The sequence below is a fragment of the Candidatus Methylomirabilota bacterium genome, from assembly GCA_035315345.1.
Taxonomy (GTDB): Bacteria; Methylomirabilota; Methylomirabilia; order Rokubacteriales; family CSP1-6; genus CAMLFJ01.
Window position 1 is genome coordinate 1 of the sequence record DATFYA010000197.1, and the last position, 22,816, is coordinate 22,816.

Consider the following 22,816-nt stretch of genomic DNA (forward strand, 5'->3'; position numbering starts at 1 on the left):
GCGGAGCCGGTGCCGGGCACCGGCGATCGCGACGTGACCGTCATCCTGAACGGAGGCGAGCAGGCGAAGATCGGCGAGGTGCGCCTGCTGGGCGAGACGGGGCTGCCCGTCGACCAGCTGCGGAAGGCGCTCGATCTCCGCGAGGGCAAGGCCTACCGCGAGTCGCTGGTGCGGGACCGCGTGCGCGCCGCCGAGGAGCGGCTGCGCCAGGAGGGCTACGTCACGGCGCGCCTGACCGCGGGCAAGCCGGACTGGCAGCCGGGGCCGAACCGGGTGAATCTCGACGTGGAGGTCGCCGCCGGCCCCCGGTTCCGGGTGGAGTTCGAGGGCCGCCGGGCGCTCTCGCCGGCCGCGCTCCGATCGCGGCTCACCTTCGAGACGAGCGGCTCGGCCGACGAGGTCGAGCAGGAGGCGAGCGCGCTGCAGGTCGAGGCGGCCTATCGCGAGCGCGGCTACCACTGGGTCCGCGTCGAGCCGAGCGAGACCCGCGACGGCGACGTGCGGGTGCTCCACTTCGCCATCGAGGAAGGCCCGCGGGTCGTGGTCGAGTCGGTCACCTTCTCCGGCAACCAGGCGGTGCCCGCCGACCAGCTCGCCAAGGATCTCGAGACCCGCCGGCCGGGGCTCTTCCGTCGCGGCATCTTCCGCCAGGATCAGCTCGACCACGACGTCGGCGTCGTGCTCGCCCACCTGCGCGCGCGCGGCTACGCGGAGGCCACGGTCGGGCCCGCTCAGGTGCAGTTCTCCGAGGACCGCGCGCGGGCCCGCGTGATCATCCCGATCAAGGAAGGCCCGCGGCTCACCGCGGGCGCCGTCACGTTCCAGGGGGCGGGCCTGTTCACCCCGCGCGAGATCGAGGCGGCCCTGCCCTTCAAGCGGGGCAGCCCGTGGGAGAGCCAGTACGCGGCGGACGGTCAACGCGCCATCGAGCGGCTCTACGCGACGCGCGGCTACCACGGCGCGGTCGCCCGGTTCGAAACCGGCCGCGAGGACGACGCGGTGACCGTCACCTACACCGTCGAGGAAGGCGAGCCGACCCGCATCGGCCGCGTGCTCGTGCGCGGGCTGCTGCTGGCCCGCGAGGACGTCGTGCGACGCACGCTGCCGTTTCAGTCGGGCGATGTCCTGCTCCCCGACAAGCTGCTGCAGGGGCAGAAGCGCCTCGGCGACTTCGCGGCCTTCGACGGCGTCTCGATCGATCCGCTGCGCCCGCCGCCCGACCCGTTCGCCGACGTCGAGGTGACCCTGCGCGAGCGCAAGCCCTGGCATCTCGACTTCGGCGTCGGCTACAGCAACGCCGAAGGCGGACGCGGCTTCGTGGAGGCCGGGCACGACGACGTCCTGGGCACCGGGGCCAGCGTCAGCATCCGCCAGCGCGCGAGCATCGGGGGGGAGGTCACGAGATGGTCGCAGCGCACCGATCTGCTCGGGCGCGTGCCCTTCATCTTCGGCTCGCCCTGGTGGCTCGACGCCGACCTGTTCCAGGCCTCGAGCGGTCAGCTGGGCTACGACCTGACCCAGATCGGCCTCTGGCTGGATGCGCATCGCGACATCTTCGTGGACGAGATCCGAGGCCTGCGCCTCGATCTGCGCTACCGGGTGGAGTCCGTCCGGTATTCCAACGTGGACCCGAACCTCATCGAGGCGGACGTCACGCCGGGCCGGCAGCTCATCAGCAGCATCACGCCCATGCTGACCCTCGACCGACGCGACGAGCCGCTCGATCCGACGCGGGGCAGCTTTCACCAGATCTCGGTGGAGACCGGCAGCCGGTACCTCGGCAGCGATATCGAGTTCGTCAAGGGATGGCTCGAGACGCGCTGGTTCTGGAAGTGGCCGGCTCCGACGGTGGTGGCGGTGGCCGGCCGCCTCGGCCTGGCCGAGCCCTATGGAGGGAGCGCCGCGCTGGCCATCCAGGACCGGTTCTACGCCGGAGGGGCCACCACCATCCGCGGCTACCGCGAGGATCGCGTAGGTCCGCTCGATGCGAAGGGCAACCCGATCGGCGGCAATGCCACCGCGATCCTGAACCTCGAGTGGCGCTTCCCGATCTGGCGCTGGCTGGGCGGCGCGGTGTTCGTGGACACCGGCACGGTGACGCCCCAGATCTCGGGCCTCGGCTTCGACGCGTTCAAGACCGGCGCGGGCGGCGGACTGCGGATCAAGACCCCGGTCGGCCCGATCCGCTTCGACGTGGGCTACGCGCTGAGCCGGATCCCCGACGAGTCGCGCGTCCAGTTCTACGTCACGGTCGGGAACCCGTTCTGATGCGCGCGTGGCTCGTGGCGCTGCTCCTGCTCGCGACCGCCGGCACCGCCGGCGCCGCCGATCTCCGGGTGATCGACGAAGTGCTGGCCGAGGTCGCATCGCGACCGGTCACCCTCAGCGAGGTCACCCTCGCGCGCGCGCTCGGCGTCTTCGGTCTCGAGCGGTCCGCCGGGCCGATCACCGATGCCGATCTCGCGAAGTATCTCGACGCCCAGCTCGCGGTGCGCGAGTCCGTCCAGCTGGACGTGGACGTGCCCGCCGCCGACCTGGACGCGGCCTGGGACAGGGCGGGGGGCGCCGCGCTGGCGGCACGGCTCACCGCAGCCGGCGTCGATCCCGCGTGGGCGCGGCGCCTGATCGAGGCCGACCGCCGCGTGCAGCGCTTCGTCGACCTGCGCTTCCGCGCGTTCGCCTTCGTCACCGACTTCGACATCGACGAGGCGCTCGGCCCCGGCGCCCACGACGAGGCCACGCGGGCGCGCACGCGCGAGAAGCTGCGTGCCGACATGGTGACCCGCGCGTTCACCGCCTGGCAGGAGGAAGCGCGTCAGCGCGTGCCGATCGGCCGGATTCCGGGCGTCGCCGGCCCGTGGCCCGCCCCGTTCTCGCTCGATGCCGGCGCGGGCGCGCGATAGCGCTCACCCGGGGCGACGCGGTGGCCCGCTCGCGGCGAAGGTCTCGCGCCCCGCTGGGGTCGTACTGGCGCGGGCCGCGTGGCCTGGCTTGGCGGTCAGATCCGGTAGAAGTCATGGAACTCGGTTGCCGAGGCCTCGAGCGACAGGACCTGAAGCGGAAAGCAGTGATCCAGCCCGTCCAGGCTCGACTGCCGGCCGAGCCGCCCGACGAATTCGCGCCGCGTGCGCTCCCGGATCTCCCCGCGACGATCCAGGAACTGCCCCCACAGCGGCATGGAGCGGAACCGTCCGCCGATCACCCGCGCCGTCGCCAGATACGAGGGCGGGAACAAGCGACGATAGGCTGGGAGATTGTACAGCCAGGAGGCGCCGGCGACGCGCGGGGGCCGATCCCACGTTCGCTTCACGTGGTCGAACAGGGCGGCCAGGTCGGCCCGGCGCCGATCGCGGCGCTCGGTGTCGAGCGGGCTCCATCCATCGGTCTCGGCGTTCTGGAAGTGGAGGCGGATTCGACCTGCATCCAGCCGGGAATACCAGAAGCAGCCGGCGCGCATGACGGCGGGCGGCCCGGCCGGGCGGTCCGCGCGCGTCAGGTAGAAGCGATACGTCCAGTCGTCATCGTGCCCCGGGCCACGAAGCCCCGCCACGTACTCGCGCCAGCCGGGATGCGCGGGATCGAAGGCGCGGCCCAGACCGAACCGGACGTAGAGGTTGGTGTAGTCGAGCAGCACCCGCTCCCAGGGCGATCCGGACAGGACCGAGACGGCGCGGGCGAAGTGAAGCTGGAGATCGAAGAACGGCCGGGGGTAGGTCAGCGTCGGGGCCTCGCGGAGTCCCTAGCCGATCTGTTCGGCGCGGGTGACGTCGAGCGGGTGGTCGATCAGCGGCGTGACCCGCTCCACGAACCGTACGGTGTGCGGCAGGGCGGCGTGACGATCGAACGCGGCTTCGTCCTTCCACCGCGAGTGGATGTAGAAGAGGCGCGCGTCGCGGCTCGACCGGAACGCGTGGATGCCCAGGCAGCCCGGCTCCTCGCGGGTGGGCGCGAGGACGTCTCGGAGCGCGGCGGCCAGCCCGCCGTCGTCACCGGCGCGCGAGTGAAACCGGGCGAAGATGTAGAGCTCCACGTCACCTCATCGGCCGGCGTAGGCGCGCTCGAGCGTGCCGATGTCGAGCTTCTTCATCTGGAAGATCGCCTTCATGACGCGCTCGGACTTGTCCGAGACGGGGCCGCTCATCATCTCGATCAGGACGCGCGGCACGATCTGCCACGAGAGCCCGAACCGGTCCTTGAGCCAGCCGCACTGCTGCGCCTCCGGGTCCCCACCCTCCGCCAGCTTCGCCCAGTAGTGGTCCACCTCGGCCTGCGTCTCGCAGGCGACCTGCAGGGAGACCGCCTCGTTGAACTTGAAGATCGGGCCGCCGTTGAGCGCGGTGAACGCCTGCCCGTCCAGCTCGAAGGCGACGGTCAGCACGCTGCCCGGCGGCTTGCCGTGGATCTCGCGTCCCTCCTGGCCGTACCGGGAGATGGTCACGACCCTCGACCTCGGGAAGATCGAGGTATAGAAGCCGACCGCCTCCTCGGCCTGATCGTCGAACCACAGACACGGGGTGATCCGCTGGATGGCTGCCATCGCCCAAGCCTCCTCGTCGGAGTCACTCTCTCACGGCTCGCGGTGACTCTCCTCTAGTCGCCCGACGGCCTTCGCGATCGACACCCGCGAAACCCCCTCACCCTGCCCTCTCCTCGCGGGGGTGGGGAGCATGCTCGGCTATTCGGTGACGATCTTGTCCGCCCATTCCACGAGGCCGACGAAGCGGGGCGGGTCGGAGAAGGCCGCGTTCTTGCCCACCAGGTCGGCGTCCAGGACCCCACGGGCCCGTGAGCACGCCCCTCAGACGTGAATCGGGATCCGGTGGCCGATCACCTTGGCCAGCGCGTCCGAGAGCGGCGCCCATCCGACCGGTATCACCGAGCCGGCCACGACCGTCCGCATGAGCGAGACCGCCTCGCCCAGCAGGAAGATCTGCACCTCGTGGCCGGCCTCCGCGAAGGCATTGGCGTGATGAAACGGAAAGGCCGCCTGCGTCGGATCGTTCGAGCCCCAGGCGCTCTTGATGAGGACCTTCATCGCGTGGCTCCCTCCGACCCGGTTGGGTCCATACCGCCGACGATCAGCCGGGGACGCGGCCGTCCAGCAGCACGGCCCACGGCTCGACGCTCGCGATCTCCAGCAGGCCCGCGGTGCTCCAGGGATCGGCGGCGAGACGCGCCCGCGCCGTCTCCTCGGTGGGCGCGTCGATGACGAGCAGCACCTCCTCGCCCGAGCCGAGCGGCCCGCCGAGGACGACGAACCCTTCGGCGGCGAGCGCGTTCATGAAGACGGCGTGCTCGGCCCACGCGGCCTGCGAGCGCATGGGGAGCGCCCGGTTCCAGGCCGGCCCCCGCACGCGCCGCACCGCAAGATACGTCGGCACTACGCCCCGAGCTCCATCAGGTACGAGGTCAGACGCCTGATCTTCTCATCGCGCATCACGAAGACGTCGCAGAAGACGGCGTTCAGCGTGCCGCCGTCCCGCCGCGCCGATCGCACGGTGCCCTCCGCGACCACCACGTCGCCCTCCTCGACCAGACGCGTGACCTCGATGGTCGGACGGCCGACGAACGCGTCGTTTTCGATCTCGCCGTCGAAGGCCTCCTTGCCGCAAAGGTGAAACGCGCCGGGAATCATCCACTCCACGTCGTCGGTGAGACAGGACAGCACCAGGGCGTGATCGCCCGTCCGGAAGCCGTCCATGTACCGCTGCACGGTCTCTTTGTGCGGCGTCACGGTTCCTCGCGGTAGCGCTTCGGCGTCACGGCTCCTCGCGGTAGCGCTCGGGGGCATAGCGGGACGCCAGCAGGCCGGTGGCGTCCTCGAGCTTGAGCGCCTGCACCAGGACGCCTTCCTGGCCATAGGGCAGATACGCCTGGCACTCGCCGGACGGCCCGATGAGGCTGGTCGCCGACTCCGGGTAGCGCAGCGCGTAGTTCACGCTGCCGAAGTAGATGGTGTTCTCGCGGCTGCGCATGAGCATGGCCTGCTCGTAGTACGGCGCCTCGCGCTGCCCCCACCGTGTGAGCCGGATACCGGCCCGCTCGTTGCCGGTATGCTGCGGATGGAACACGATCCGGGCGCCGCGTGCCGCCGCCCACCGCACCGTCTCCGGATACCGCCAGCCCTCGTGGCAGATCGCCACCCCGAACGTGACGCCATCCACCTCGAAGAGCCGCCGGCCATGGCCGGGCACGTAGAACCGGTCCTCGCTCGGATCGAGCTGCGTCTTCGTCTGGTAGCCCTGGATCCGACCCTGCGCGTCGATGACCACCGCCACGATCTGGCGCCCGCGGTCGGTGAGCCGCTCCATGCCGAGGATCGTGGCCACCGCGTGCTTGCGGGCCAGGGCCGCCGCGGCGTCGAGCACCCGCTCCTCGTCCTTCCGCTCGAAGGGCAGCACATCGAAGTCCTGGCCGCGCAGTCCCGGCAGGTACGCCTCGGGGAAGCACACGATCCGGGCGCCCTGCGCGGCGGCCTCGGACAGGAGCCGCTCGATCCGGTCCAGGCCGTCCTCGAGCGAGGTGGCGACGCGAGGCGATGCCAGGCCGATGATCATGCTGCCCTCCAGTGCGAACCGCGTATGCTCGCAGACCAGCGACTACGGCTCACGAGGATAGCATGCGACCTGCGCTCGGCTTGGTGCTACTGGCGGCGATAGCCCTTCGCTTCCATGCAGCGATCGACCAGCCACGCCCGCTGGGCTCGGCTTCCCGACGCGGTGCCCAGCTCGTCGTGCAGCCCCTGGGGGGCCATGGTGTAGTCCGCGGTGGGATGGACGAACCCGGCGGGCGCCGGCATCTTCGTGGATGTCCGCGGGGCAGGCGACTGCGCCGTTGCGTCACGCTCGCACGCGAACGCGTCACGCTGGAACTGCGGCTCGCCACCCTCGGGAACGCTCCAGGCCCCGGCGCAGCCGGTGAGCAGCAACGTTGTGGCCGCCGTGGCGCAGAGCAGGCCACTCAGACCTCGCGCCCGTTCATTTCGTTCCATGGTCGGCCTCCTTGTCCCCATGGGGCACGAGGCATGCCGAGATGGAAAGGCTGAGAAATCGCGCGCTACCGCGGGCGGGCGGCACCGGGGACGGAGAGTCTTACCGAGACCTTCCTTCTGGCGGTGGCTACCGCGATAGCGTCACGGTGCAGGGACGGGAATGCGTGGCCTTGCTCGGCAATCGCCATTGTTGAGTGCCCGAGAGGCTCAGGTCCTTGCCGTTGAACCGGCCGCGATAGTCCGCCTCGTAGCTCCACGTCTGCCCTCGGGCGGAACCGGTCAGCGCCACCTCGCCGCTCGGCGACACGGTGCCGGTGCCTCGCTCCGTGATGCCGAGGCGCTGCGTGTTGTTCGGCCGCAAGACCTCGCGCTCGTACGCCGCCTGACCGTCGGCGATCGTCATCGAGAACTCGGTCTTCAGGGCCTGGATGGTCTGCCCGGGCAGCACATCGCAGGTGATCACACCCGTGTAGCGGCCGTCGTGGTCCGCGGCGCTCGCCGGCGCCGCCACGACGAGCCAGCCGAGTGCGACGGCGCCCGCCCGCCTCCGCACGCTACCCCCTCGGGCCCGTCGCCACCGGCTGGACATAGCCGCACGCGCGGCACGTGCGCAGCGCCTCGGTGGCATTGAACTGCTCCGATACCTTCTTGAGGTCCAGCAGCAGATCGCCCTCGCCGCGGGACATCTCGTAGAGCCGCGCGTCACAGCGCTCGCAGTACCACGCGTAGCTCTCCGGCTCGTCGGGGCCGCGCACCGGCTCGATCACCAGACCCACGGTGCCGGGCAGCCGCTGCGGCGAGTGGGGTGTGTTGGCGGGCAGCAGGAACACGTCCCCCTCGCGGATCCGCTCGCGCTGCCTCCGGCCGTCGCGGTCGATGTACTCCAGCACCATGTCGCCTTCGATCTGGTAGAAGAACTCGTCGCGCGGGTCGACGTGGAAGTCCCGGCGGGCGTTCGGCCCGCCGATCACCATCACCATGAACTGCGCGTCCTTCCAGACCACCTCCGCCCCGATCGGCGGCTTCAGCAGATCGCGGTGCTCGTCGATCCAGCGGCGGAGGTTCAGCGCCCGGAGCGGCTCGGCCATCAGAGCGGCTTGATCTCGACCTTGCGGAACTTGAGCGCCGGGACGACGCGCGCGGTTCGTCGGCTCATGGCGCCGAGCGCTCCGCGGCCGCATAGACCCAGGCGTGCTTGCCGGACGCGAGCACCGTGGCGATGCGCGTGTAGCCGGCGGGCTCGTATTGGTCGGCCTGGGTGAGCTCGCGGTCCGACAGCTCGAAGGCCATGCCGTGCACGCGGCTGTCGGCCCGGCCGTTGAACGTCACGATGGCGTGATCGGCGCTGCCGCTCGTCGCCACGAAGTCGGGATCCTCGATCGTCAGCCGCGATTGCTCGAAGCCGACCAGCTCGTCCGCCTGGCCGGCCAGCCGGCGCCCGAAGGTCGACAGCTGGACGGCCTCCTGCTGCAGCGTGCCGTACGAGAAGAGCCAGGGCATCGGGTCAGCCGGAGCGCGCTCCCTACTTGCTCGCCTGGCAGGAATACACGTCGGCGGTCATGTACTCCTGCATCCCGAACATCCCGCCCTTGGCTTTCCGCTGCGGGGTCATCAGCGCAACGTTTCCGCCCAGCTTGGCCGCCTTCTTCTGGAGGTCTTCCATCTCGTTGTCGGACACGGTGCCGAGCGGGCGGCACCCGCGAACCCGCTCCTCGTTGTCCACGAGCAGCACGCCTTGCTCGGAGGAGGCACACCCGGCCAGGACCAGCGCGAACACACACGTCGACATGATCGATCGGCGTCTCGTCATCGGATCTCCTCCGTCGTCGGTCTCCGGTCATGGGCCGGGCGCTTCCCACCGCGCCGTGCCGCCCCCGCCCGCCAGGGAGTCAGCATACCCCCTAGACGATGCCCTGCACCGCCCAGGCTCGCGCGGTCAGAGCGATCTGGCCGCCGCCAGCCGGGCTCAGGCGGCGCTCGAGCTGCCGCCGGATCCCCTCGCGCACCTCGTCGGTGACCGACGCCAGATAGGTAGGGGCCGCGCCCGTCCGTCCGAGGAACGGCGTCCAGTAGTCCTCGAAGCTCTCGAAGACGGTGGGAATCTCGATGGCGCGGACCGCCACCGTCCTCAGCCCGACCTGCTCGAACAGCGACTGGAGCGGCTCGGGCCGACACAGCGGGAACCGCTCGGCCTGGTCGAGCCGGGCATCGTCCGGGCTCACCGCGATGGCGGCGTCCCAGAAGTGCCGCATCATCTGCATCCCGCCCGCATAGTCCCACACGTACGCCGCGACCCGCCCCCCGGGCTTCGTGACCCGCGCCATCTCGCGCGCCATCGCCGCGGAGTCGGACACGAAGTTGAGGACCAGGCCGGAGACGGCCAGGTCGCACGCGCCGGTCTCCCACGGCAGGCGCGTGGCGTCGCCCGTCTCGAAGCGGGCCTGCGGCGCGGCGATGCTACGGCGCGCCTGCTCCACGAAGCCGGCCGACGAATCGATGCCGCGAACCGACTCGGGCTCGCAGGCGGCGAGGATGGCGGACGTCAGGGCGCCCGTCCCGCATCCGACGTCGACCCACGACCGGCGGGGGGCCGGAGCGAGCCAGCGCAGGAGCTCCACCGCCATCTTCCGGCTCCACCGGCCGGCGTACGCCTCGTAGGCACGAGCGGAATCCCAGGAGTCGGCCGGGCTCATCGCGGAATGACCTCCGGAATGCTGACTGGCATCGGAATGAATCAGGGTGCGGCCGTGAGGCCGGGCCGGATGACGCGGGCGAAGGCCTGCATCTCGGCAACGGGCAGGTCGCCGCCTCCGTCCACCGTGTGCGCGGGGAAGAGAAAGACGTGATCCACCGCCGCCTCCTCTCGAGCGCGAAGCAGTCGGTCGCGGCAATGCTCGGCCGTGCCGAAGAGCCCGAACGCGTCGCACACCCGCGCCGCCGTCGCGTCGGAGAGCGACGCCGGATCGTGATCCGCCTCGAGCGGGATCCCCGCGTGCCGCAGCCAGTACAGGTTCGACGCGCTCGGGTAGGTGAGAAAGCTCTGGCCCGACGCGACCCAGCGCTGCGGCCAGCGCCGGGCGTCCTCCAGCCGATCGGCCAATCCCATCGTGACGATGAAGATGGTACGGAACCCGGCGAGCGATCGCCCCGCGCGACGGGCGCCTTCCTCCAGGTGCCGCCGGGCGGTCCGAATCGCCTGCAAATCGATCCCGACCATCAGCAGCGCGCCGTCGGCGACCTCGCCGGCGAGCTCGACCATGCGCGGCCCGGCGGCCAGCAAGTAGACGAGGGGCGCCGGCGCGCTCGTGTTCAGCAGCCGACTGGTGCGCCCCTCGAACTCTGCGGGCTCGCCCGCGAGGAGCCGCCGGATCGCCAGGACCGCCTCGCGCATGACGGCCACCGTCCCGCGAGACCGGCCGATGGCGCGGGCGGCCAGGAATCCGGGCGCCACCGTCAGAGCGACGCGGCCGGGCGCGATCTCCTGCAGCGACTGGATCGCGGAGGCGAGCAGGAGCGGATGGCGCACGACCGGGCTCGACGTGGCGGGATAGAGTCGCAGCCGCCGGGTGCGCGCGGCGGCCAGGGCCAGCGTGATGTACACATCGCGGCCGCGATGCGGGTGATCGTGCACGCCCACACCGTCGAGGCCGGCGTCCTCGCAGCGAGCGATGAAGTCGACCACGCCGGGGATCGTCGTGCCCACCGGCACGCGAAGATCGACCTGCATCCGGGTCTCAGGCATCCTCGGCCCGGGACACCAGCTCCCAGATGCCCGGCAGCGCGGCGGAGAGCGGTCGATCCGGCGCGACCATGCAGGAGCGGCGCGGCTCAGGGCAGGCCGGCGGCGATGCGTCGAATCTCCGCGGGCGTGTGCTCCTCCGCCAGCGGCGTGCCGGGCAGCAGGTACTTGCCCTTGGCAAGACCGCCCACCAGGACCGGCTCGAAGCCGATGCCGCGGATGAGGCCCTCCGCGATGCCGATCGCCTTCGGGTCGTCGCCGGCGATCGGCACGCCGACGAAGCCGCCGGGCCGATGGGCGATCGACCCGACCCGCAGGTAGCTGATCGCGTTGAACGCCCGCACGATGCGCGAGCCGGGCAGCAGCTTGGCGCTGGCCAGCCCGGCCCCGCCCTGCTCCTCCACGCGCTTGACCAGCTCGGCGCCGTCCCGGCGGGCGATCGGGTTGCAGATGTCGAGCACCAGCGGCTTGGCCGCGAGCGCGGGGCCGTGCGCACGGCCGATCTCCTCCAGGGCCGTGTAGGGCACCACCATCACCACCACGTCGCCGAAGGCGATCGCCTGCTCCACCGTGCCGGCCTGGGCGAGCGGCCCGAGGCGCTGGACGAGGTCCCTCAGATTCTCCGGATGTCGCGACGAGAACATCACCGGGTGCCCGGCCTTGACGAAGAGCCCACCGAGCGCGCTGCCCATGCGTCCGGCCCCCACCGAGCCGATCTTGAGCGGCGACTGGGCGACCGTACCGGCCGGCCGCACGAACGCGACCACACCGACTCCCGCGAGCTTGAGAAAGTGACGGCGGTCTACCATATCGCTCTCCTTCTCCACATCCATGCGAGTCACTCCTCCGCGCACATACCGACTAGAGCACCTCGATCTCGATCGCGTTCGCCGGCGACTGGCGGATGGTGCACCCGACCGGCGAGTGCTCGTCGGCCCACTGCACGATCTGCCGGAGCTGGCCCGCGGGGGCGTTCAGCGCGCCGATCTTGACGTGGGTCCGCAGGCCGGAGAGACCCGCGGAGACGCCATCGTCCGTGCCGAGCATGCCGCGAACGTCCGACTCGCTCGACACGGTGACCTCCAGCCGGGTCAACACCACGCCGGTGTGGGCCGCCCGCATCGCGATCACCGTCGCGTGGCACGAGGCCATCGCGGCCCGCAGGAGCCAGCCCGGGTTCGGCCCCGAGCCGGTCCCGCCCAGGGCGGGCGACATGTCGGTGGACACCTGCTCGCCGTGCTGGCCCGTGACTTGGACCTTCAGGCCGTCGTCGAGCACCGCGGTGGCGGGCACGCTCTTCGCGCGTCCCTTCTCCGGCTCCTGGACGAGGAGCCTGGCGAGCTTGTCGATTGCGCTGCGCACCGTTGTATTCGCCACCGCTCGCGAAGACTATACCCCGCCGAGGAAGAGCGGAGCGAACCAGACGAGCGCGCCGTACGCGCTCACCGCGACCTCCGCGGCGCCTCCCGCCAGGCACGCCAGGCGCGGCGAGCGGTAGGGCGAGAGCGCCGCGAACAGGAGGAAGGCGATCGCGAGGAGCGGCGCCATCAGGATCCGGAGCACCGAGAGCATGGCCAGCGTGGCGAGCGGGGACCCGCTGGCGTGCCGGCCCGCCGCGAAGAGCGCGGCGGCGGCGAGGCCGGTGATGGCCATGGCCACCACCAGGGTCGCGAGCACCGTCCAGAAGCGGCGGTAGGGTCGGAGCGCGACCAGCAATCCGGCGGTGGGCACCAGCGCGCAGATCGAGAACACCGCGATGAAAACCATCGCGTCGCCGGCCGCATACATGCCGCTGGACGCCTGCGCGTCGGGGCCGCTCGTGGCCGCGATGCGCACCGCGACGACCGCGGAGGCGATGACGAAGGCCGCGACGTACCCGGCGGCGACGAGGCCGATCTTCGGGAGCAGCGTCACGTCCGCCGGGCGCTCGACGCGTCCCGCTTCACGACGGCCAGGAAGGCGCGCATCTCACGTGGCGACTGCAGATGATGAACGCTCTGGTGCGGCCGCGTCTCCCTTACCAGCTTCCGGTATCGGGGCGTCAGGTGTTTGTGGCAGCGCCACAGGACCCGATAGCTGTCGATGGTGCTGCTGATCATTGGACTGCCCTCCGGCCAGCCTTCGGGCGTTCTGATGATGCCCTGCATCAGACGCTTCGTGACCCAGCGAAAATGCGTCGAGAGCGGGAGATCGACGTAGACCAGCGTGTCCGCCACGTCGAACCGCTCCCACGCCGACTTCACGGACCCGTAGCCATCGATGATCCACGCGTCACGTCTCAACAGCTCCGCGTGCGCCTTCGCGTACTCATCGGGTGGCACCGCGCCGCCCCCCGGGCGGAACTGGATCAGGTCCAGCGGGTAGAGGGGCAGCCCGGTGAGCTCGGCGAGCTTCCGGGCCAGGGTGGATTTGCCGCCCCCGGCGTTGCCGAAGACCGCGACCTTCTTCATCTCATTCCACGATCCGGTCCGCGCGCAGCACGACGGGCTGGGGAATCGTCAGACCGATCGCGCTGGCCGTCCGGTTGTTGATCGTCAGCTCGAACGTCGTCGGCTGCTCGACGGGCAGGTCGCCCGGCCTGGCGCCCTTCAAGATCTTGTCCACGTAGACCGCGGCCCCCTTCCACAGCTCCGGCACGTTCGGTCCGTACGACGCCAGGCCGCCGGCCTCCACGTACACCCGGGCCGGGTAGATCGCGGGCAGCCGGCTCTCCGCGACCGCGCCGACGAGTCGAGCGCGATTCGTGACGAAGAGGGGCGTATCCGCATTCAGCACGCCGTCGACGCCGCGCAGCGCCTTCAGGGCCGGCCCGAGATCCGCCCCCGTGCGCACGGGGACCGCCTCGAGCTGCACCCCGATGGCGCGCGCGGCGGCCTCGGCCCCCCGCAGCTGCACCGCGTTGGTCGGATGCGGCGGGTGCGACAGCATGGCCACTCGCTTCAGCGTGGGGACGAGCTCCTTGAGCAGCTGCACGCGCTTGCCGGCCATGTCCGAGGCGTTGACCGCGGTGCCCGTGATGTTGCCGCCCGGGTGCCCCAGGCTCGGGACGAGACCAACCTCGACGGGAGCGTACACCGCGAAGAACACGATGGGGATCGACGAGGTCGCCTTCTTCGCGGCGGTCGCGCCCGAGGACGCGCGGGCCAGGATGACGTCGACCTTCAGCCGTACCAGGTCGTCGGCGAACTGCGAGAGCTGATCCAGGCTCCCGTCGGTCGAACGCATCTCCCACACGAGATTCCGCCCTTCCACGTAGCCGCGCTCACGCAGACCTTGACGGAGCGCTTCCATGTAGGCCTTGGGCGGCTGTCCCTGGCTGAGGAAGCCGATGCGGTAGACCTTGCCGGCCGGGCGCTCCTGCGCTTGCGCGTCGCCCACCCGGGCGGTCGCGGCACCGATCAGCGCGGCCAGGAGCGCGAGCAGGACCCGCGCCCCGGCCCGCGCCGACCAGGTGGTAGTCGTCCTCACTCTCGCCTCGGTCTTCGTCACGTCGGGGGATTGTACATGGGAACGGGCCGCCCGCGTTCGCGGGGGCAGCGATACAGCGCGCCCGCGCCTCGCCCACGCGTTCATCCATCGGCGTTATCGGGCGTCTCGACACGGAGCGGCGGAAACGCGCCCGGCAGGTCCGGGACCGTGAGCTGCCAGATCGATTCCAGGCCGGGCAGGCCCTTCAACCCGAACGCGCCGAGCCGCTCCAGGGTCGCATCCGGCGGCAGCCCCGCTTCGAGCTGCCGGCGGGTGGCCTCCGACAGGAGGATCTGTCCGCCGTGGCCCGCGGAACCGATCCGGGTGGCGCGATGTACGTCGAGTCCCACGTAGCCCTCGTCGGTCATCTGCGGATGCCCGCGGTGGAGCCCGATCCGCACGCGGACGCGCGCGTCATCGGGCCACGCGTGATCGCGCAGGCGCCGCTGGATCTTGAGCGCCGCGCCCGCCGGATCGGTGCTCGCGGGAAACACCGCAAAGAACTCGTCGGCCCGGGAATCGATCTCCCGGCCGCCGCGCTCCCGGACGATGGCGCGAAGCAGGCGGCGTTCCTCGGCCAGCACGTCGGCGTAGCGGTCGCCCAGCCGGTCGAGGAGTCGCGTCGAGCCTTCGATGTCGGCGTACAGGAAGGTCACCGGTCCGCTCGGCAGCTGCCGCGCCTCGGCGGCCTGGGCGCGCACGCTCGAAGCAAGCCGGTCGCGCTCGACGGCCAGCGCGAACGCGGCCGACACCGCGTCCAGGAGCGCCTTGTCGTCATGCAGCGCCGCATCGTGGAGGATCACGCCGAGGGGCGCGTCGGCTCGCTCCACGAGGGCGGCGGCCCGGCCCGATCCGGCGCGGGGCATCTCCAGCACCTTGCCGCCGCCATCGACGTACTGTCCGGCCGCCGCCGACCAGTACCCGAGCTTCACCGCGGGGTCGTGGAGGGCATCGGCGATCGCACGCTCCAGCGTGTCCGGGGTTCGATCGCCGTGGATTCCCACGACGAGATTGGCGACGGCCGCCTTGTCCATCCTCATCCGCAGCAGGCCGACCAGGAACCCGATCGGCACCGCCACCCGGGCCAGCGACAGTACCCAGCCCAGCGCGCTCGCCAGCGCGGTGCGCAGGGCCAGCATGACCGAGAGGACGTTGAAGGCGAAGATGAACAGCGCGACGAGCGCGCCGAGGAGCACCGGCCAGAGAGTGCGACGCATCGGGGGCGTCGCGCGAGCCAGACGGAGGATCACCAGCGCCATGATCAGCAGCGCCGACGCCACCGAGAGCATTCCGGTCCACAGCTCGATGGTCGCGAACAGGCGAGGGGCTGGCATCACCCCGAAGGGATTGGCGCAGCCGCAGCCGACCATGGTCACGCGATCGGTGTGGTCGAGGACCGCGGGGATTCGATCCACCAGGAGCAACCGCGCCGGTGTCTGGACGGCCGCGATGGCGATCACGAGGCCCATGGCGAGGCGCTGGGGGCGGTTGCCCAACCGACCGGACGGGTACGCGAGCAGCAGGTACGCGGACAACAAGTTGACCAGTCGACGGGTGGCGAATGCCAGCCCGGCGACGGCCCCGATGTGGGCGGCCTGGAACTCCGGGATGTACCAGCTGTACCCGATCGTGACGAGCAGCGGGCCGGTCACGTTGTCGGGGCGACGGCGCCAGGCAATCGCGCCCGCGATGAGGTGGGCAACCCCGACGACCTGCACCTGCGCCACGACGCCGGCGGCGGTGCCCGCGCGAAGGGAGACGAGCGCGGCCAAGCCCGCGACGATGAGGCCGACGAAGGCCGCGATCAGGGGCGTCACCGGCTAGCGATAGGTCGCGGGAGGCGGCTGCACCACCGGGGCCGCGGCCGCGAGGATCTCCTGCCGGTTGCCGGTCAACGGCGGATAGATGCGCTGGCAGTTGATGATCTGCTTGGTCTTCTTCGCCGCCTCGCCCTTGGTGACGACATGGCGATCCCAGCCCTCGGTGTAGACGGCGCCCCACGCGCCCAGATCCAGCACGGTCACGTACCAGTCGATGCGCAGCGGCAGCATCGGCAACCCGAAGAGGTCACAGACCGCATTGTGCCCGGCGAACCGTCCCATCGGCCGTCCGTGCTGACAGGACATCACCGACGCGTGGTGATCGTCCACCATGGCGCGGGCGACGTCGCCGGCCGCGAACACGTTGGGCACGCCGGCGACCCGCATGAACGCATCCACCGGCATCCGCCCGGATCGGTCGTGCTCGACCGGGAACAGCCGGGTCAGCGGATTCGCGAGCATGCCGGCGCACCAGACCACGGTGGCCGCGGGAATCTCTTCTCCCGATTCGAGTCTCACGCTCGAGGGCCCGATCGCGACGATGCGAGCGCCCAGCCGCGTCTCGACGCCGAGTGCCGCGAGGGCTTCCTCGATGACCGGCCGGGCCGAATCGCCCATGTCCGAGCCGACCCGCGGGGCATGGTCGGCCAGGATCACCCGGAACGGCCGCGTCGTGTCGACGGGAGCCGACAGCGCCCGCAGCTTACCGGCCATCTCGGTCGCCGCTTCGACGCCGGTCAGGCCGGCGCCCACGACGACGACGGTCCACTGTCCGGCGAATGCGGGCCGGCCGACCAGCGCCTGCAAGTGACGGTCGAGGCGGGCCGCGCTGTCGTAGGTGTCGACGTCGAAGCCATGCTCGGCCAAGCCGGGAACGTCGGGGCGGACGACCTGGCTGCCCGTCGCAAGAATCAGCCGATCGTAGCGACACGTCTTCTGCCCGTCGGCGGTCGCCACCATGACGGCTTGCCCGACGAGATCGATGCCGGTGACCGTCCCTTCCACACGCCGGACGCCGACCGGGCCGAGCACCTCATCGAGGGGAACGCGGACCCCGCTCAGATCCGCTTCGTAGTTGCGAACCCGGATGCCGTGGTAGCCGTCGCGATTGACGAGCGTGACTTCCGCGGCGTCCGGCGTATGGCCGAGCTCATCCAGCTTGCGGGCGGCGCCGAGCGCGCTCCAGAGCCCGGCGAAGCCCCCGCCCAGCACGACGATCTGCTTTGCGCTCATGCGGCTCTGGCATACCTCACTTCTTGCCCCGGCGCCAGCGAGGCGGCTCGCCCCTGGCCCAGCACACGGCGATGAGCAGCACGATCAGCACGCCAGCCATTTCTGCACTCTCACCCAGCCGGCCAGCTGCGGTACCTCTCCCGGCGACCATCGCCGTAGCCGGCGCCGTTCCGTCCGAAGCTCTCGCGCGACCCTCGTCACGATCCGCCGGCGAGCCGGCTATTCCTTCGCCTTCGTTCTCGCTCGCAAAGACGAAGATCGGATCGCCCTCGGCCTTGATCGCGAAGGTCATGCCCCTCGATCCTGCCGCGGCGGTCGCTTGCCCGGTTCTCCCGGGCGTCGCCGGGCCAGTAGCTCAGTCGCGGACTTGTTCCGCGCCACCGCGGCTCGAATGAGCGCCTTCAGAGCCTTCGCGTCCACCTTGTCGCCTGCTCGGAAATCGATGGCACGCCTGGTGTTGCCTTCGAGGCTGGCATTGAAGAGGCCGGAAGGGTCCTTCAGCGAAGCGCCCTTGACGAAGGTCATCTTCACGACGTTCTTGTACGTCTCGCCGGTGCAGAGCAGGCCGTGGTGCGACCAGACCGGGGTCCCTCTCCACTTCCACTCCTCGACCACGTCGGGGTCCGCCGCCTTGATCAGGGCGCGGAGCCGGGCGAGCATCTGGCCTCTCCAGTCGCCCAGCTCCCTGATTCGCGCGTCGATCAGTCGAGACGGAGACTTCCGGTCACCCGCCGTCCGACTCACCGGCTCACCTTCAGGAATCGTTCGGTCTGCGCCCGAGCGGCCACGGTTACGAGCACACACGCCACGAGGACACGTGCCGTTCCGGTCCGAGTCTGCGCGGTCATTTCGACGAGTCGGGCCGCTTGACGCAGCGAACCTTGCGCGGAACCGATTTGGCCTGACTGCCGCCGGTAATCTCCTTGACCTCGCCCTGCGGACAGGTCCCGTCGTCCACATAGACGATCTTGCGGTACGGCACCGAGCCGGTCGGCGGCTCCTCCTTGAGGTACTCGACCTTGCGCTCCCCTTGAGCGATCGCAGATGTGGCGAAGCACAGGATCGCGGCCATGGCCAGCGCGGTAGGGCTCATACGCAGGTTTTCCTCAGCACAACGCGGGTGGCTTGGTCGGAGGCCACATGCTAGTCGGCCAGCGAGAAGAGGCGCCACTCCCCCGGCGTGCCCTTCAGGGAGTGCGGCCCGCGAACCTCGAAGCGCGTGTCCGATCCCACCACGATGTCCTTCACCGTGCTCGACACCAGGATGTCACCCGCGCCGGCCAGCGCCTGGATGCGCGCGGCAACGTGCACGGCCATCCCGGCCACCGTGCGCCCTTCGAGACCTCCAGCTCACCGGACTCGATCAGCGACCACCCGGTGGCCGGCATGATCCAGGTGCCCGACCCGGGCCCCACGTGGCCGGCGCGTATGCCGAGCAGCCGAGCGATGGGGGGCGCCGGCAGCTGCGACAGATCGAACGCCCGAATGCGCTCGATTCCGGGCAAGCGCCCAGAACCAGGCGGGCGGCACGTGCCCCCGGACCGCTTCGTCGACGGTCACACCGGTGGCTCCCGGTGCCTCACCGCGCTCATTCGATCACCTGGTTCGCCCGCAGGAGAAGCGCCGGCGGAATGGTGAGCCCGAGGGCCTTGGCGCTCTTCAGGTTGACCACGAAGTGCAAGCGGTCCGCCTCCTCCACCGGCAATTCACTCGGCTTCGTGCCCTTGAGCACGCGCGCCACGTAGTGGGCCGCGCGTCGGTACACGTGATCGAGATCGGGCCCGTACGCGAAGAGGCCACCCGCCTCCGCGAAATCCTTGTAGATCGAAGCGACCGGCAGCGAGCGCTGTGACGAGAGCTTCAGGAATGGCCCGCGCATCTTCGTCATGGCCCCGTCGTCCATCACGAACACCGCCTGCGCGCCGGCGCGAGCCGCCGCGGTGAACGCGTCCGGGAAATCACCCGGATCTCGGACGGGAAACCGCTCGAACCGGACGCCCAGTTCCGCGCTGCGACGTTCCGTCTCCGTCACCACGAGCAGCGCGCCGGGATTGTCGCCCTTGTAGAATGCCGCGACGCGAGCGAGGTTCGGGACGACCTGAGACAGCGCCTCGATCGATTTGGCTCCGAGGACATCCGGCAAGAAGCTCACTCCGGTGACGTTCGCGCCGGGATGGGCGAGGCTGCGGACGAGCCCCGCCTTCACGGGATCGGCCACCCGCATGATGACGATGGGGACGGCCTTGGTGGCGTTCTGGGCTGCCTTGGCGGCGGGGGTGTTCACGGCCACGATGACGTCGACTCGGAGGCGCAGCAGGTCGCCGACCAGCGCCGGGAGGCGGTCACTCCTGCCGTCGGCATTCCGGACCTCGGTGACGATGCCCTTGCCCTCGACATAGCCCAGATGCTCGAGCTCATCGCGAAGCGTCTCCAGCAGGCCGGGTTGCACGTCCTGGGCGAGCACGCCCAGGCGTGGCACCACACTCCGTTGCTGCGCCACCGCGGCGAGCGGGGTAGCGAGGACGGTGGCGCCGATCAGGAAGGCTCGCCGGCTAATCATTCGATGGGCTCAGCATCATAGACAAAACGGACTGCAGGCGGTCGAGGTTCTGCTCGTTCGCGGGTTCGACGAGGTGCCGCATGCGGGCCGCCACCGCGGCGTCCTCGAACTCCTGGACCCAGCGGATCGCGGTGCCGCCCTCCTGCCCGGTCAGGACGACGGTGAGGACGAAGCGCGGCGGCGCGTCGCGGTTCGCCCAACGAAGCCGGATCGGATGCAGTCTTGGGCGTCAATGTGACTACACGGTAGCCACGGACCGTTCCCTTGGCAAGATCCCCTGCGGCCGGACGGGGGCATCCACCGAGAAGGCCCGCCATCCCTTGCACTTCACGAGCATGTGGTTTGCGCGCTCGTTGCCGAGATAGGGAGCGGCGGACACCCAGTCTCCGTCGACGACGATATCCGTCCCGGTGATATACGAGGAGTCATCGCTGCCGAGGAAGAGCGCCGTCGATCCTCTCGTCCCCGGCTCGTTCTGCCGCGCGCGGACGTTAGCGTTCACTCTTGCCTGACTACATCGACCGAGATCTCCACCGCCGGAATCGTTCCTCTGTTCTCGAGCCAATGGGTGGTGTTCCGGTCCTCCGGCCAGCCCACCCCCGGCCCATATTCCCTAGCCGTCCCATTTCGATGGTCGGTGATCGTTCCTTGCAGTATGTAGACGGTGCCTGGCCGGCCTCTGTGGTCGTGAATCGGGCCAAAGACGCCGCCAGGCTCGATGGTCACCATACGCATTCGAAGCTGGCGCCCGGCCATGCCCTCGATCTCAGGGCCCAGGTCGACCGTTGCCAGCAACTGCACCGTCACACCCTTCGTCACCGGTGCCGCCCCTTCGTTACTCATCTCCGCCTCCTCTCGGCTTCCAGGCCTGCCGTCCGCTGTCAGCTTCGAGCAGCACCACGGCTACCTTCTCGGCTCATACTGCATCGCCACTGCCCCCGAGCCGAGCTCCCGCCGACTCACGAGCCTCAAGTCGATGTGCTTCGATAGCCCCGCGAACAATGTCGGCCCGTGGCCCGCCAGCCTTGGATGCACGACGAACTCATACTCATCGATCAACCCCAGCTCCGCCAATGCCATCGGGAGCTTCACGCCACCCGTGAACAGCCCCCTACCCGACTCCCGCTTGAGCTGCTGAACGGCCTTCCCCAGATCCCCGCGCACGAGCTCCGCGTTCCAATCGACACGGTCCACAGTGCTCGACACGACGTACTTCCTTTTCGCGTCGATCGTCCGGGCGAAGGGCTCCATCCAATCAGGCCTCGCTCCCGGCCGCGCCGGCGGCCGCCATGCGGCCTCCATCATTTCGTAAGTCACTCGGCCAAAGAGGAGGGCATCGGCCCGATCGAGGTTCTCGGTCGCGTGACGGTGCAAGTCCTCGTCCGCAACCATTGCACGGTGATCGCAGCACCCGTCCAATGTGACGTTGATGGAATACCGAAGAGGTCGCATCGCGTGCTCCTGAGACGGCCTCTTAACTGAGCTGCTGGGCAAGCGCGACGATGATGCCCTCGGGGCCGCGGATGTAACAGAGCCGGTACTTGTCCTCGTACTGAACGACTTCGCCGATGAGCTCCGCGCCATGGGCGCGCAAGCGCCCGAGCACATCGTCGATGTCGTCGACGGCGAACATGATGCGCCGTATGCCCAGCGTGTTCACTGGTGCATTCTTCTGTTCAGCACCGACCGCCGCGGGTGTGTGAAACTTGTCCAGCTCGAGCCGACCATGGCCGTCCGGGGTCCGCAACATCGCGATCTCGCATCGGACGTTCTCGAGCCCGACGATACGGTCCACCCAACGCCCCTCGACGGGCATCTCGCCTTCCAGCTCCATACCGAGCTCGACAAAAAACGCCTTCGCAGCCTCGAGGTCCTCGACCACGATGAGAACGTTGTCCATCCGCCGAAGTACCATCTACCTACCTCCCGCTACTTGACTGGTGCCATCGTGGCAGATTCATTCTCGGAGACGCTGTCGTTGTGAGGCGTGAGCAGCCCGATGCAGGCGCACGAGCCCCTCACGCCAGCCCTTCGCGCGGTTGTAGCAAGTCCCATAGGTTCCCGTACAAATCCCTGAACACGGCCACGCGCCCGTACGGCATGTCTTGCGGCGGACGCACGAACTCGACGCCTCTGAGCTGGTACGCCGCGTAGTCGCGTTCGAAGTCGTCTGTGTACAAGAACAGGAAGACTCGGCCTGCTGTCTGGTTCCCCACGTGCCCGATCTGCTCCGGCGTAGACGCCCGCGCCAGCAGGATAGCGGCGTGCCCCGCACCCGGTGGACGAACGACGACCCAGCGCTTGGTTTGCCCGGGTACTTCGGAGTCCTCTACCAGATGGAAGCCAAGCGTCCCGACGTAGAACGCGAGAGCTTCATCGTAGTCACGAACGACGAGTGTCACCAGACCGAGAACCTGTGCCATGCTCGTTGATGCCTGCCTCGACAGTGCCGCCTAACGCTCGCATACCTGCGGCCGAGCCGCGCTCGCGAGCCCGGGCGTCGGGTGCGGGTGCAATGCGTGGTCAGCCGGCTCGCCATTCACCGTGACTCGTATTGCTTTGCGTAATCGACGGTGAGCCATCGTTCTGGCCGCATACGAACAAGCACATTCCCGACCGCGTTTCTCGTACTTTCGATGTACGAGTCGCCCACTTCGGTGCCGAGATAGCGGCGGGCGAGGGGGCGCCGATCACGCTCAAGATCCGCTGCTTCGACCGCGATGATCGGCCCCTCCACGCTGACGTACTTATACGGCGGCGTTTCCGTTTGCACGCACAGACTGAATCGGCCCGCGCGCTCCAGCAGCTTCCCCTTTCGCGACGTCCGTCCAGTTATGATTCGCACCTGGCCTCCCGGCTCGTAGGAGTACCACATCGGAACCACGAGCGGCCCACGACCATGTTCTGCAACGCTGATGACGGCCACATGAACGTCGGCCAGGAATGCCTCCCGTTCTTCCTTCGTCATCGTGAGCGACATCGTCGTCCCTCCCGGCCGGCACGCG

33 protein-coding genes are annotated in these 22,816 nt (G+C 69.8%); 2 read left to right on the plus strand and 31 right to left on the minus strand.

The annotated features are described in order from the left end of the window. On the plus strand, positions 1-2,268 hold a 2,268-nt coding region (locus VKN16_25660), incomplete at its 5' end, for a BamA/TamA family outer membrane protein (protein ID HME97610.1). Next, entirely contained in the window at positions 2,268-2,903 is a 636-nt protein-coding gene (locus VKN16_25665; protein HME97611.1) for a hypothetical protein, read from the plus strand. The genes VKN16_25660 and VKN16_25665, both read left to right, overlap by 1 nt. Before the next feature lie 95 nt (positions 2,904-2,998). Here VKN16_25665 and VKN16_25670 read toward each other — a convergent pair whose 3' ends face one another. The 31 genes from VKN16_25670 to VKN16_25820 form a co-directional block, all read right to left on the minus strand. Then, positions 2,999-3,634 (minus strand): hypothetical protein, encoded by a 636-nt coding sequence (locus tag VKN16_25670; protein ID HME97612.1) that lies wholly within the window; start codon positions 3,632-3,634, stop codon positions 2,999-3,001. A 105-nt stretch (positions 3,635-3,739) separates the two neighbouring features. Beyond that, positions 3,740-4,030 carry a putative quinol monooxygenase gene (locus tag VKN16_25675; protein ID HME97613.1) on the minus strand — a complete coding sequence of 97 codons (291 nt, stop codon included), beginning with the start codon at positions 4,028-4,030 and terminating at the stop codon, positions 3,740-3,742. A 6-nt stretch (positions 4,031-4,036) separates the two neighbouring features. Continuing rightward, entirely contained in the window at positions 4,037-4,537 is a 501-nt protein-coding gene (locus tag VKN16_25680; protein ID HME97614.1) for a VOC family protein, read from the minus strand. A gap of 261 nt (positions 4,538-4,798) precedes the next feature. After that, entirely contained in the window at positions 4,799-5,035 is a 237-nt protein-coding gene (locus tag VKN16_25685) for a hypothetical protein (GenBank protein ID HME97615.1), read from the minus strand. Positions 5,036-5,078: 43 nt separating this feature from the next. Continuing rightward, positions 5,079-5,381: a YciI family protein gene (locus VKN16_25690; GenBank protein HME97616.1), complete on the minus strand. Its 303-nt coding sequence runs from the start codon at positions 5,379-5,381 to the stop codon at positions 5,079-5,081. Further along, positions 5,381-5,734 carry a nuclear transport factor 2 family protein gene (locus VKN16_25695; GenBank protein HME97617.1) on the minus strand — a complete coding sequence of 118 codons (354 nt, stop codon included), beginning with the start codon at positions 5,732-5,734 and terminating at the stop codon, positions 5,381-5,383. Before VKN16_25695 ends, VKN16_25690 begins: the two co-directional genes overlap by 1 nt. A gap of 25 nt (positions 5,735-5,759) precedes the next feature. Continuing rightward, positions 5,760-6,557, minus strand: coding sequence for a carbon-nitrogen hydrolase family protein (locus VKN16_25700; GenBank protein ID HME97618.1), 798 nt, complete (start codon positions 6,555-6,557; stop codon positions 5,760-5,762). 86 nt (positions 6,558-6,643) lie between these two features. Then, positions 6,644-6,799, minus strand: coding sequence for a hypothetical protein (locus VKN16_25705; protein ID HME97619.1), 156 nt, complete (start codon positions 6,797-6,799; stop codon positions 6,644-6,646). Positions 6,800-7,118: 319 nt separating this feature from the next. Continuing rightward, positions 7,119-7,502 carry a hypothetical protein gene (locus VKN16_25710; protein HME97620.1) on the minus strand — a complete coding sequence of 128 codons (384 nt, stop codon included), beginning with the start codon at positions 7,500-7,502 and terminating at the stop codon, positions 7,119-7,121. Between the two features lie 43 nt (positions 7,503-7,545). Then, on the minus strand, positions 7,546-8,079 hold the full coding sequence (gene nbaC, locus VKN16_25715; protein HME97621.1) for a 3-hydroxyanthranilate 3,4-dioxygenase: 534 nt from the start codon (positions 8,077-8,079) through the stop codon (positions 7,546-7,548). 64 nt (positions 8,080-8,143) lie between these two features. Then, a complete protein-coding gene (locus VKN16_25720; protein HME97622.1) occupies positions 8,144-8,491 on the minus strand; it encodes a gamma-glutamylcyclotransferase family protein in 348 nt (115 codons plus the stop codon). A gap of 22 nt (positions 8,492-8,513) precedes the next feature. Continuing rightward, on the minus strand, positions 8,514-8,801 hold the full coding sequence (locus tag VKN16_25725; protein ID HME97623.1) for a hypothetical protein: 288 nt from the start codon (positions 8,799-8,801) through the stop codon (positions 8,514-8,516). Positions 8,802-8,892: 91 nt separating this feature from the next. After that, on the minus strand, positions 8,893-9,684 hold the full coding sequence (locus tag VKN16_25730) for a class I SAM-dependent methyltransferase (GenBank protein HME97624.1): 792 nt from the start codon (positions 9,682-9,684) through the stop codon (positions 8,893-8,895). 41 nt (positions 9,685-9,725) lie between these two features. After that, entirely contained in the window at positions 9,726-10,718 is a 993-nt protein-coding gene (locus VKN16_25735; GenBank protein HME97625.1) for an LLM class flavin-dependent oxidoreductase, read from the minus strand. A gap of 101 nt (positions 10,719-10,819) precedes the next feature. Next, the gene (locus VKN16_25740) at positions 10,820-11,539 is read right to left on the minus strand and encodes an NAD(P)-binding domain-containing protein (protein HME97626.1); all 720 of its coding nucleotides are present in this window, start codon (positions 11,537-11,539) and stop codon (positions 10,820-10,822) included. 52 nt (positions 11,540-11,591) lie between these two features. Continuing rightward, on the minus strand, positions 11,592-12,092 hold the full coding sequence (locus VKN16_25745; GenBank protein HME97627.1) for an OsmC family protein: 501 nt from the start codon (positions 12,090-12,092) through the stop codon (positions 11,592-11,594). Positions 12,093-12,119: 27 nt separating this feature from the next. After that, a complete protein-coding gene (locus VKN16_25750) occupies positions 12,120-12,644 on the minus strand; it encodes a hypothetical protein (protein ID HME97628.1) in 525 nt (174 codons plus the stop codon). Then, positions 12,641-13,180 (minus strand): adenylate kinase, encoded by a 540-nt coding sequence (locus VKN16_25755; protein ID HME97629.1) that lies wholly within the window; start codon positions 13,178-13,180, stop codon positions 12,641-12,643. The genes VKN16_25750 and VKN16_25755 overlap by 4 nt, the downstream gene beginning before the upstream one ends. Before the next feature lies 1 nt (position 13,181). After that, positions 13,182-14,198: an ABC transporter substrate-binding protein gene (locus VKN16_25760; GenBank protein HME97630.1), complete on the minus strand. Its 1,017-nt coding sequence runs from the start codon at positions 14,196-14,198 to the stop codon at positions 13,182-13,184. A gap of 101 nt (positions 14,199-14,299) precedes the next feature. Continuing rightward, positions 14,300-16,015, minus strand: coding sequence for an adenylate/guanylate cyclase domain-containing protein (locus VKN16_25765; GenBank protein ID HME97631.1), 1,716 nt, complete (start codon positions 16,013-16,015; stop codon positions 14,300-14,302). A gap of 3 nt (positions 16,016-16,018) precedes the next feature. Continuing rightward, positions 16,019-17,251, minus strand: coding sequence for an NAD(P)/FAD-dependent oxidoreductase (locus VKN16_25770; protein HME97632.1), 1,233 nt, complete (start codon positions 17,249-17,251; stop codon positions 16,019-16,021). Positions 17,252-17,267: 16 nt separating this feature from the next. Next, positions 17,268-17,543 carry a hypothetical protein gene (locus VKN16_25775; protein HME97633.1) on the minus strand — a complete coding sequence of 92 codons (276 nt, stop codon included), beginning with the start codon at positions 17,541-17,543 and terminating at the stop codon, positions 17,268-17,270. Beyond that, on the minus strand, positions 17,540-18,013 hold the full coding sequence (locus tag VKN16_25780; GenBank protein ID HME97634.1) for a DUF1801 domain-containing protein: 474 nt from the start codon (positions 18,011-18,013) through the stop codon (positions 17,540-17,542). The genes VKN16_25775 and VKN16_25780 overlap by 4 nt, the downstream gene beginning before the upstream one ends. 82 nt (positions 18,014-18,095) lie before the next feature. After that, the gene (locus VKN16_25785) at positions 18,096-18,323 is read right to left on the minus strand and encodes a DUF6719 family protein (protein ID HME97635.1); all 228 of its coding nucleotides are present in this window, start codon (positions 18,321-18,323) and stop codon (positions 18,096-18,098) included. A gap of 71 nt (positions 18,324-18,394) precedes the next feature. Continuing rightward, a complete protein-coding gene (locus VKN16_25790) occupies positions 18,395-18,577 on the minus strand; it encodes a hypothetical protein (protein ID HME97636.1) in 183 nt (60 codons plus the stop codon). Between the two features lie 262 nt (positions 18,578-18,839). After that, on the minus strand, positions 18,840-19,811 hold the full coding sequence (locus VKN16_25795) for an ABC transporter substrate-binding protein (GenBank protein HME97637.1): 972 nt from the start codon (positions 19,809-19,811) through the stop codon (positions 18,840-18,842). A 498-nt stretch (positions 19,812-20,309) separates the two neighbouring features. Then, complete coding sequence (locus VKN16_25800; protein HME97638.1) at positions 20,310-20,654, minus strand: cupin domain-containing protein; 345 nt, start codon at positions 20,652-20,654, stop codon at positions 20,310-20,312. Positions 20,655-20,714: 60 nt separating this feature from the next. Next, on the minus strand, positions 20,715-21,263 hold the full coding sequence (locus VKN16_25805) for a dihydrofolate reductase family protein (GenBank protein ID HME97639.1): 549 nt from the start codon (positions 21,261-21,263) through the stop codon (positions 20,715-20,717). A gap of 22 nt (positions 21,264-21,285) precedes the next feature. After that, positions 21,286-21,726: a VOC family protein gene (locus VKN16_25810; GenBank protein ID HME97640.1), complete on the minus strand. Its 441-nt coding sequence runs from the start codon at positions 21,724-21,726 to the stop codon at positions 21,286-21,288. 103 nt (positions 21,727-21,829) lie between these two features. Then, positions 21,830-22,234, minus strand: a complete 405-nt coding sequence (locus tag VKN16_25815; GenBank protein HME97641.1) for a VOC family protein — start codon at positions 22,232-22,234, stop codon at positions 21,830-21,832. Between the two features lie 116 nt (positions 22,235-22,350). Continuing rightward, on the minus strand, positions 22,351-22,791 hold the full coding sequence (locus VKN16_25820) for a pyridoxamine 5'-phosphate oxidase family protein (protein HME97642.1): 441 nt from the start codon (positions 22,789-22,791) through the stop codon (positions 22,351-22,353). Positions 22,792-22,816 lie beyond the last annotated feature (25 nt).

Bases quoted from the DNA above. Each gene is read 5' to 3' on its own strand.
- VKN16_25665 (HME97611.1), top strand. From the start codon at position 2,268: ATGCGCGCGTGGCTCGTGGCGCTGCTCCTGCTCGCGACCGCCGGCACC.
- VKN16_25680 (HME97614.1), bottom strand. From the start codon at position 4,537: ATGGCAGCCATCCAGCGGATCACCCCGTGTCTGTGGTTCGACGATCAG.
- VKN16_25685 (HME97615.1), bottom strand. From the start codon at position 5,035: ATGAAGGTCCTCATCAAGAGCGCCTGGGGCTCGAACGATCCGACGCAG.
- VKN16_25700 (HME97618.1), bottom strand. From the start codon at position 6,557: ATGATCATCGGCCTGGCATCGCCTCGCGTCGCCACCTCGCTCGAGGAC.
- VKN16_25705 (HME97619.1), bottom strand. From the start codon at position 6,799: ATGCCGGCGCCCGCCGGGTTCGTCCATCCCACCGCGGACTACACCATG.
- nbaC (HME97621.1), bottom strand. From the start codon at position 8,079: ATGGCCGAGCCGCTCCGGGCGCTGAACCTCCGCCGCTGGATCGACGAG.
- VKN16_25720 (HME97622.1), bottom strand. From the start codon at position 8,491: ATGCCCTGGCTCTTCTCGTACGGCACGCTGCAGCAGGAGGCCGTCCAG.
- VKN16_25725 (HME97623.1), bottom strand. From the start codon at position 8,801: ATGACGAGACGCCGATCGATCATGTCGACGTGTGTGTTCGCGCTGGTC.
- VKN16_25730 (HME97624.1), bottom strand. From the start codon at position 9,684: ATGAGCCCGGCCGACTCCTGGGATTCCGCTCGTGCCTACGAGGCGTAC.
- VKN16_25735 (HME97625.1), bottom strand. From the start codon at position 10,718: ATGCAGGTCGATCTTCGCGTGCCGGTGGGCACGACGATCCCCGGCGTG.
- VKN16_25740 (HME97626.1), bottom strand. From the start codon at position 11,539: ATGGTAGACCGCCGTCACTTTCTCAAGCTCGCGGGAGTCGGTGTGGTC.
- VKN16_25755 (HME97629.1), bottom strand. From the start codon at position 13,180: ATGAAGAAGGTCGCGGTCTTCGGCAACGCCGGGGGCGGCAAATCCACC.
- VKN16_25770 (HME97632.1), bottom strand. From the start codon at position 17,251: ATGAGCGCAAAGCAGATCGTCGTGCTGGGCGGGGGCTTCGCCGGGCTC.
- VKN16_25775 (HME97633.1), bottom strand. From the start codon at position 17,543: ATGACCTTCGCGATCAAGGCCGAGGGCGATCCGATCTTCGTCTTTGCG.
- VKN16_25785 (HME97635.1), bottom strand. From the start codon at position 18,323: ATGGCCGCGATCCTGTGCTTCGCCACATCTGCGATCGCTCAAGGGGAG.
- VKN16_25795 (HME97637.1), bottom strand. From the start codon at position 19,811: ATGATTAGCCGGCGAGCCTTCCTGATCGGCGCCACCGTCCTCGCTACC.
- VKN16_25800 (HME97638.1), bottom strand. From the start codon at position 20,654: ATGAGTAACGAAGGGGCGGCACCGGTGACGAAGGGTGTGACGGTGCAG.
- VKN16_25805 (HME97639.1), bottom strand. From the start codon at position 21,263: ATGCGACCTCTTCGGTATTCCATCAACGTCACATTGGACGGGTGCTGC.
- VKN16_25810 (HME97640.1), bottom strand. From the start codon at position 21,726: ATGGTACTTCGGCGGATGGACAACGTTCTCATCGTGGTCGAGGACCTC.
- VKN16_25815 (HME97641.1), bottom strand. From the start codon at position 22,234: ATGGCACAGGTTCTCGGTCTGGTGACACTCGTCGTTCGTGACTACGAT.
- VKN16_25820 (HME97642.1), bottom strand. From the start codon at position 22,791: ATGTCGCTCACGATGACGAAGGAAGAACGGGAGGCATTCCTGGCCGAC.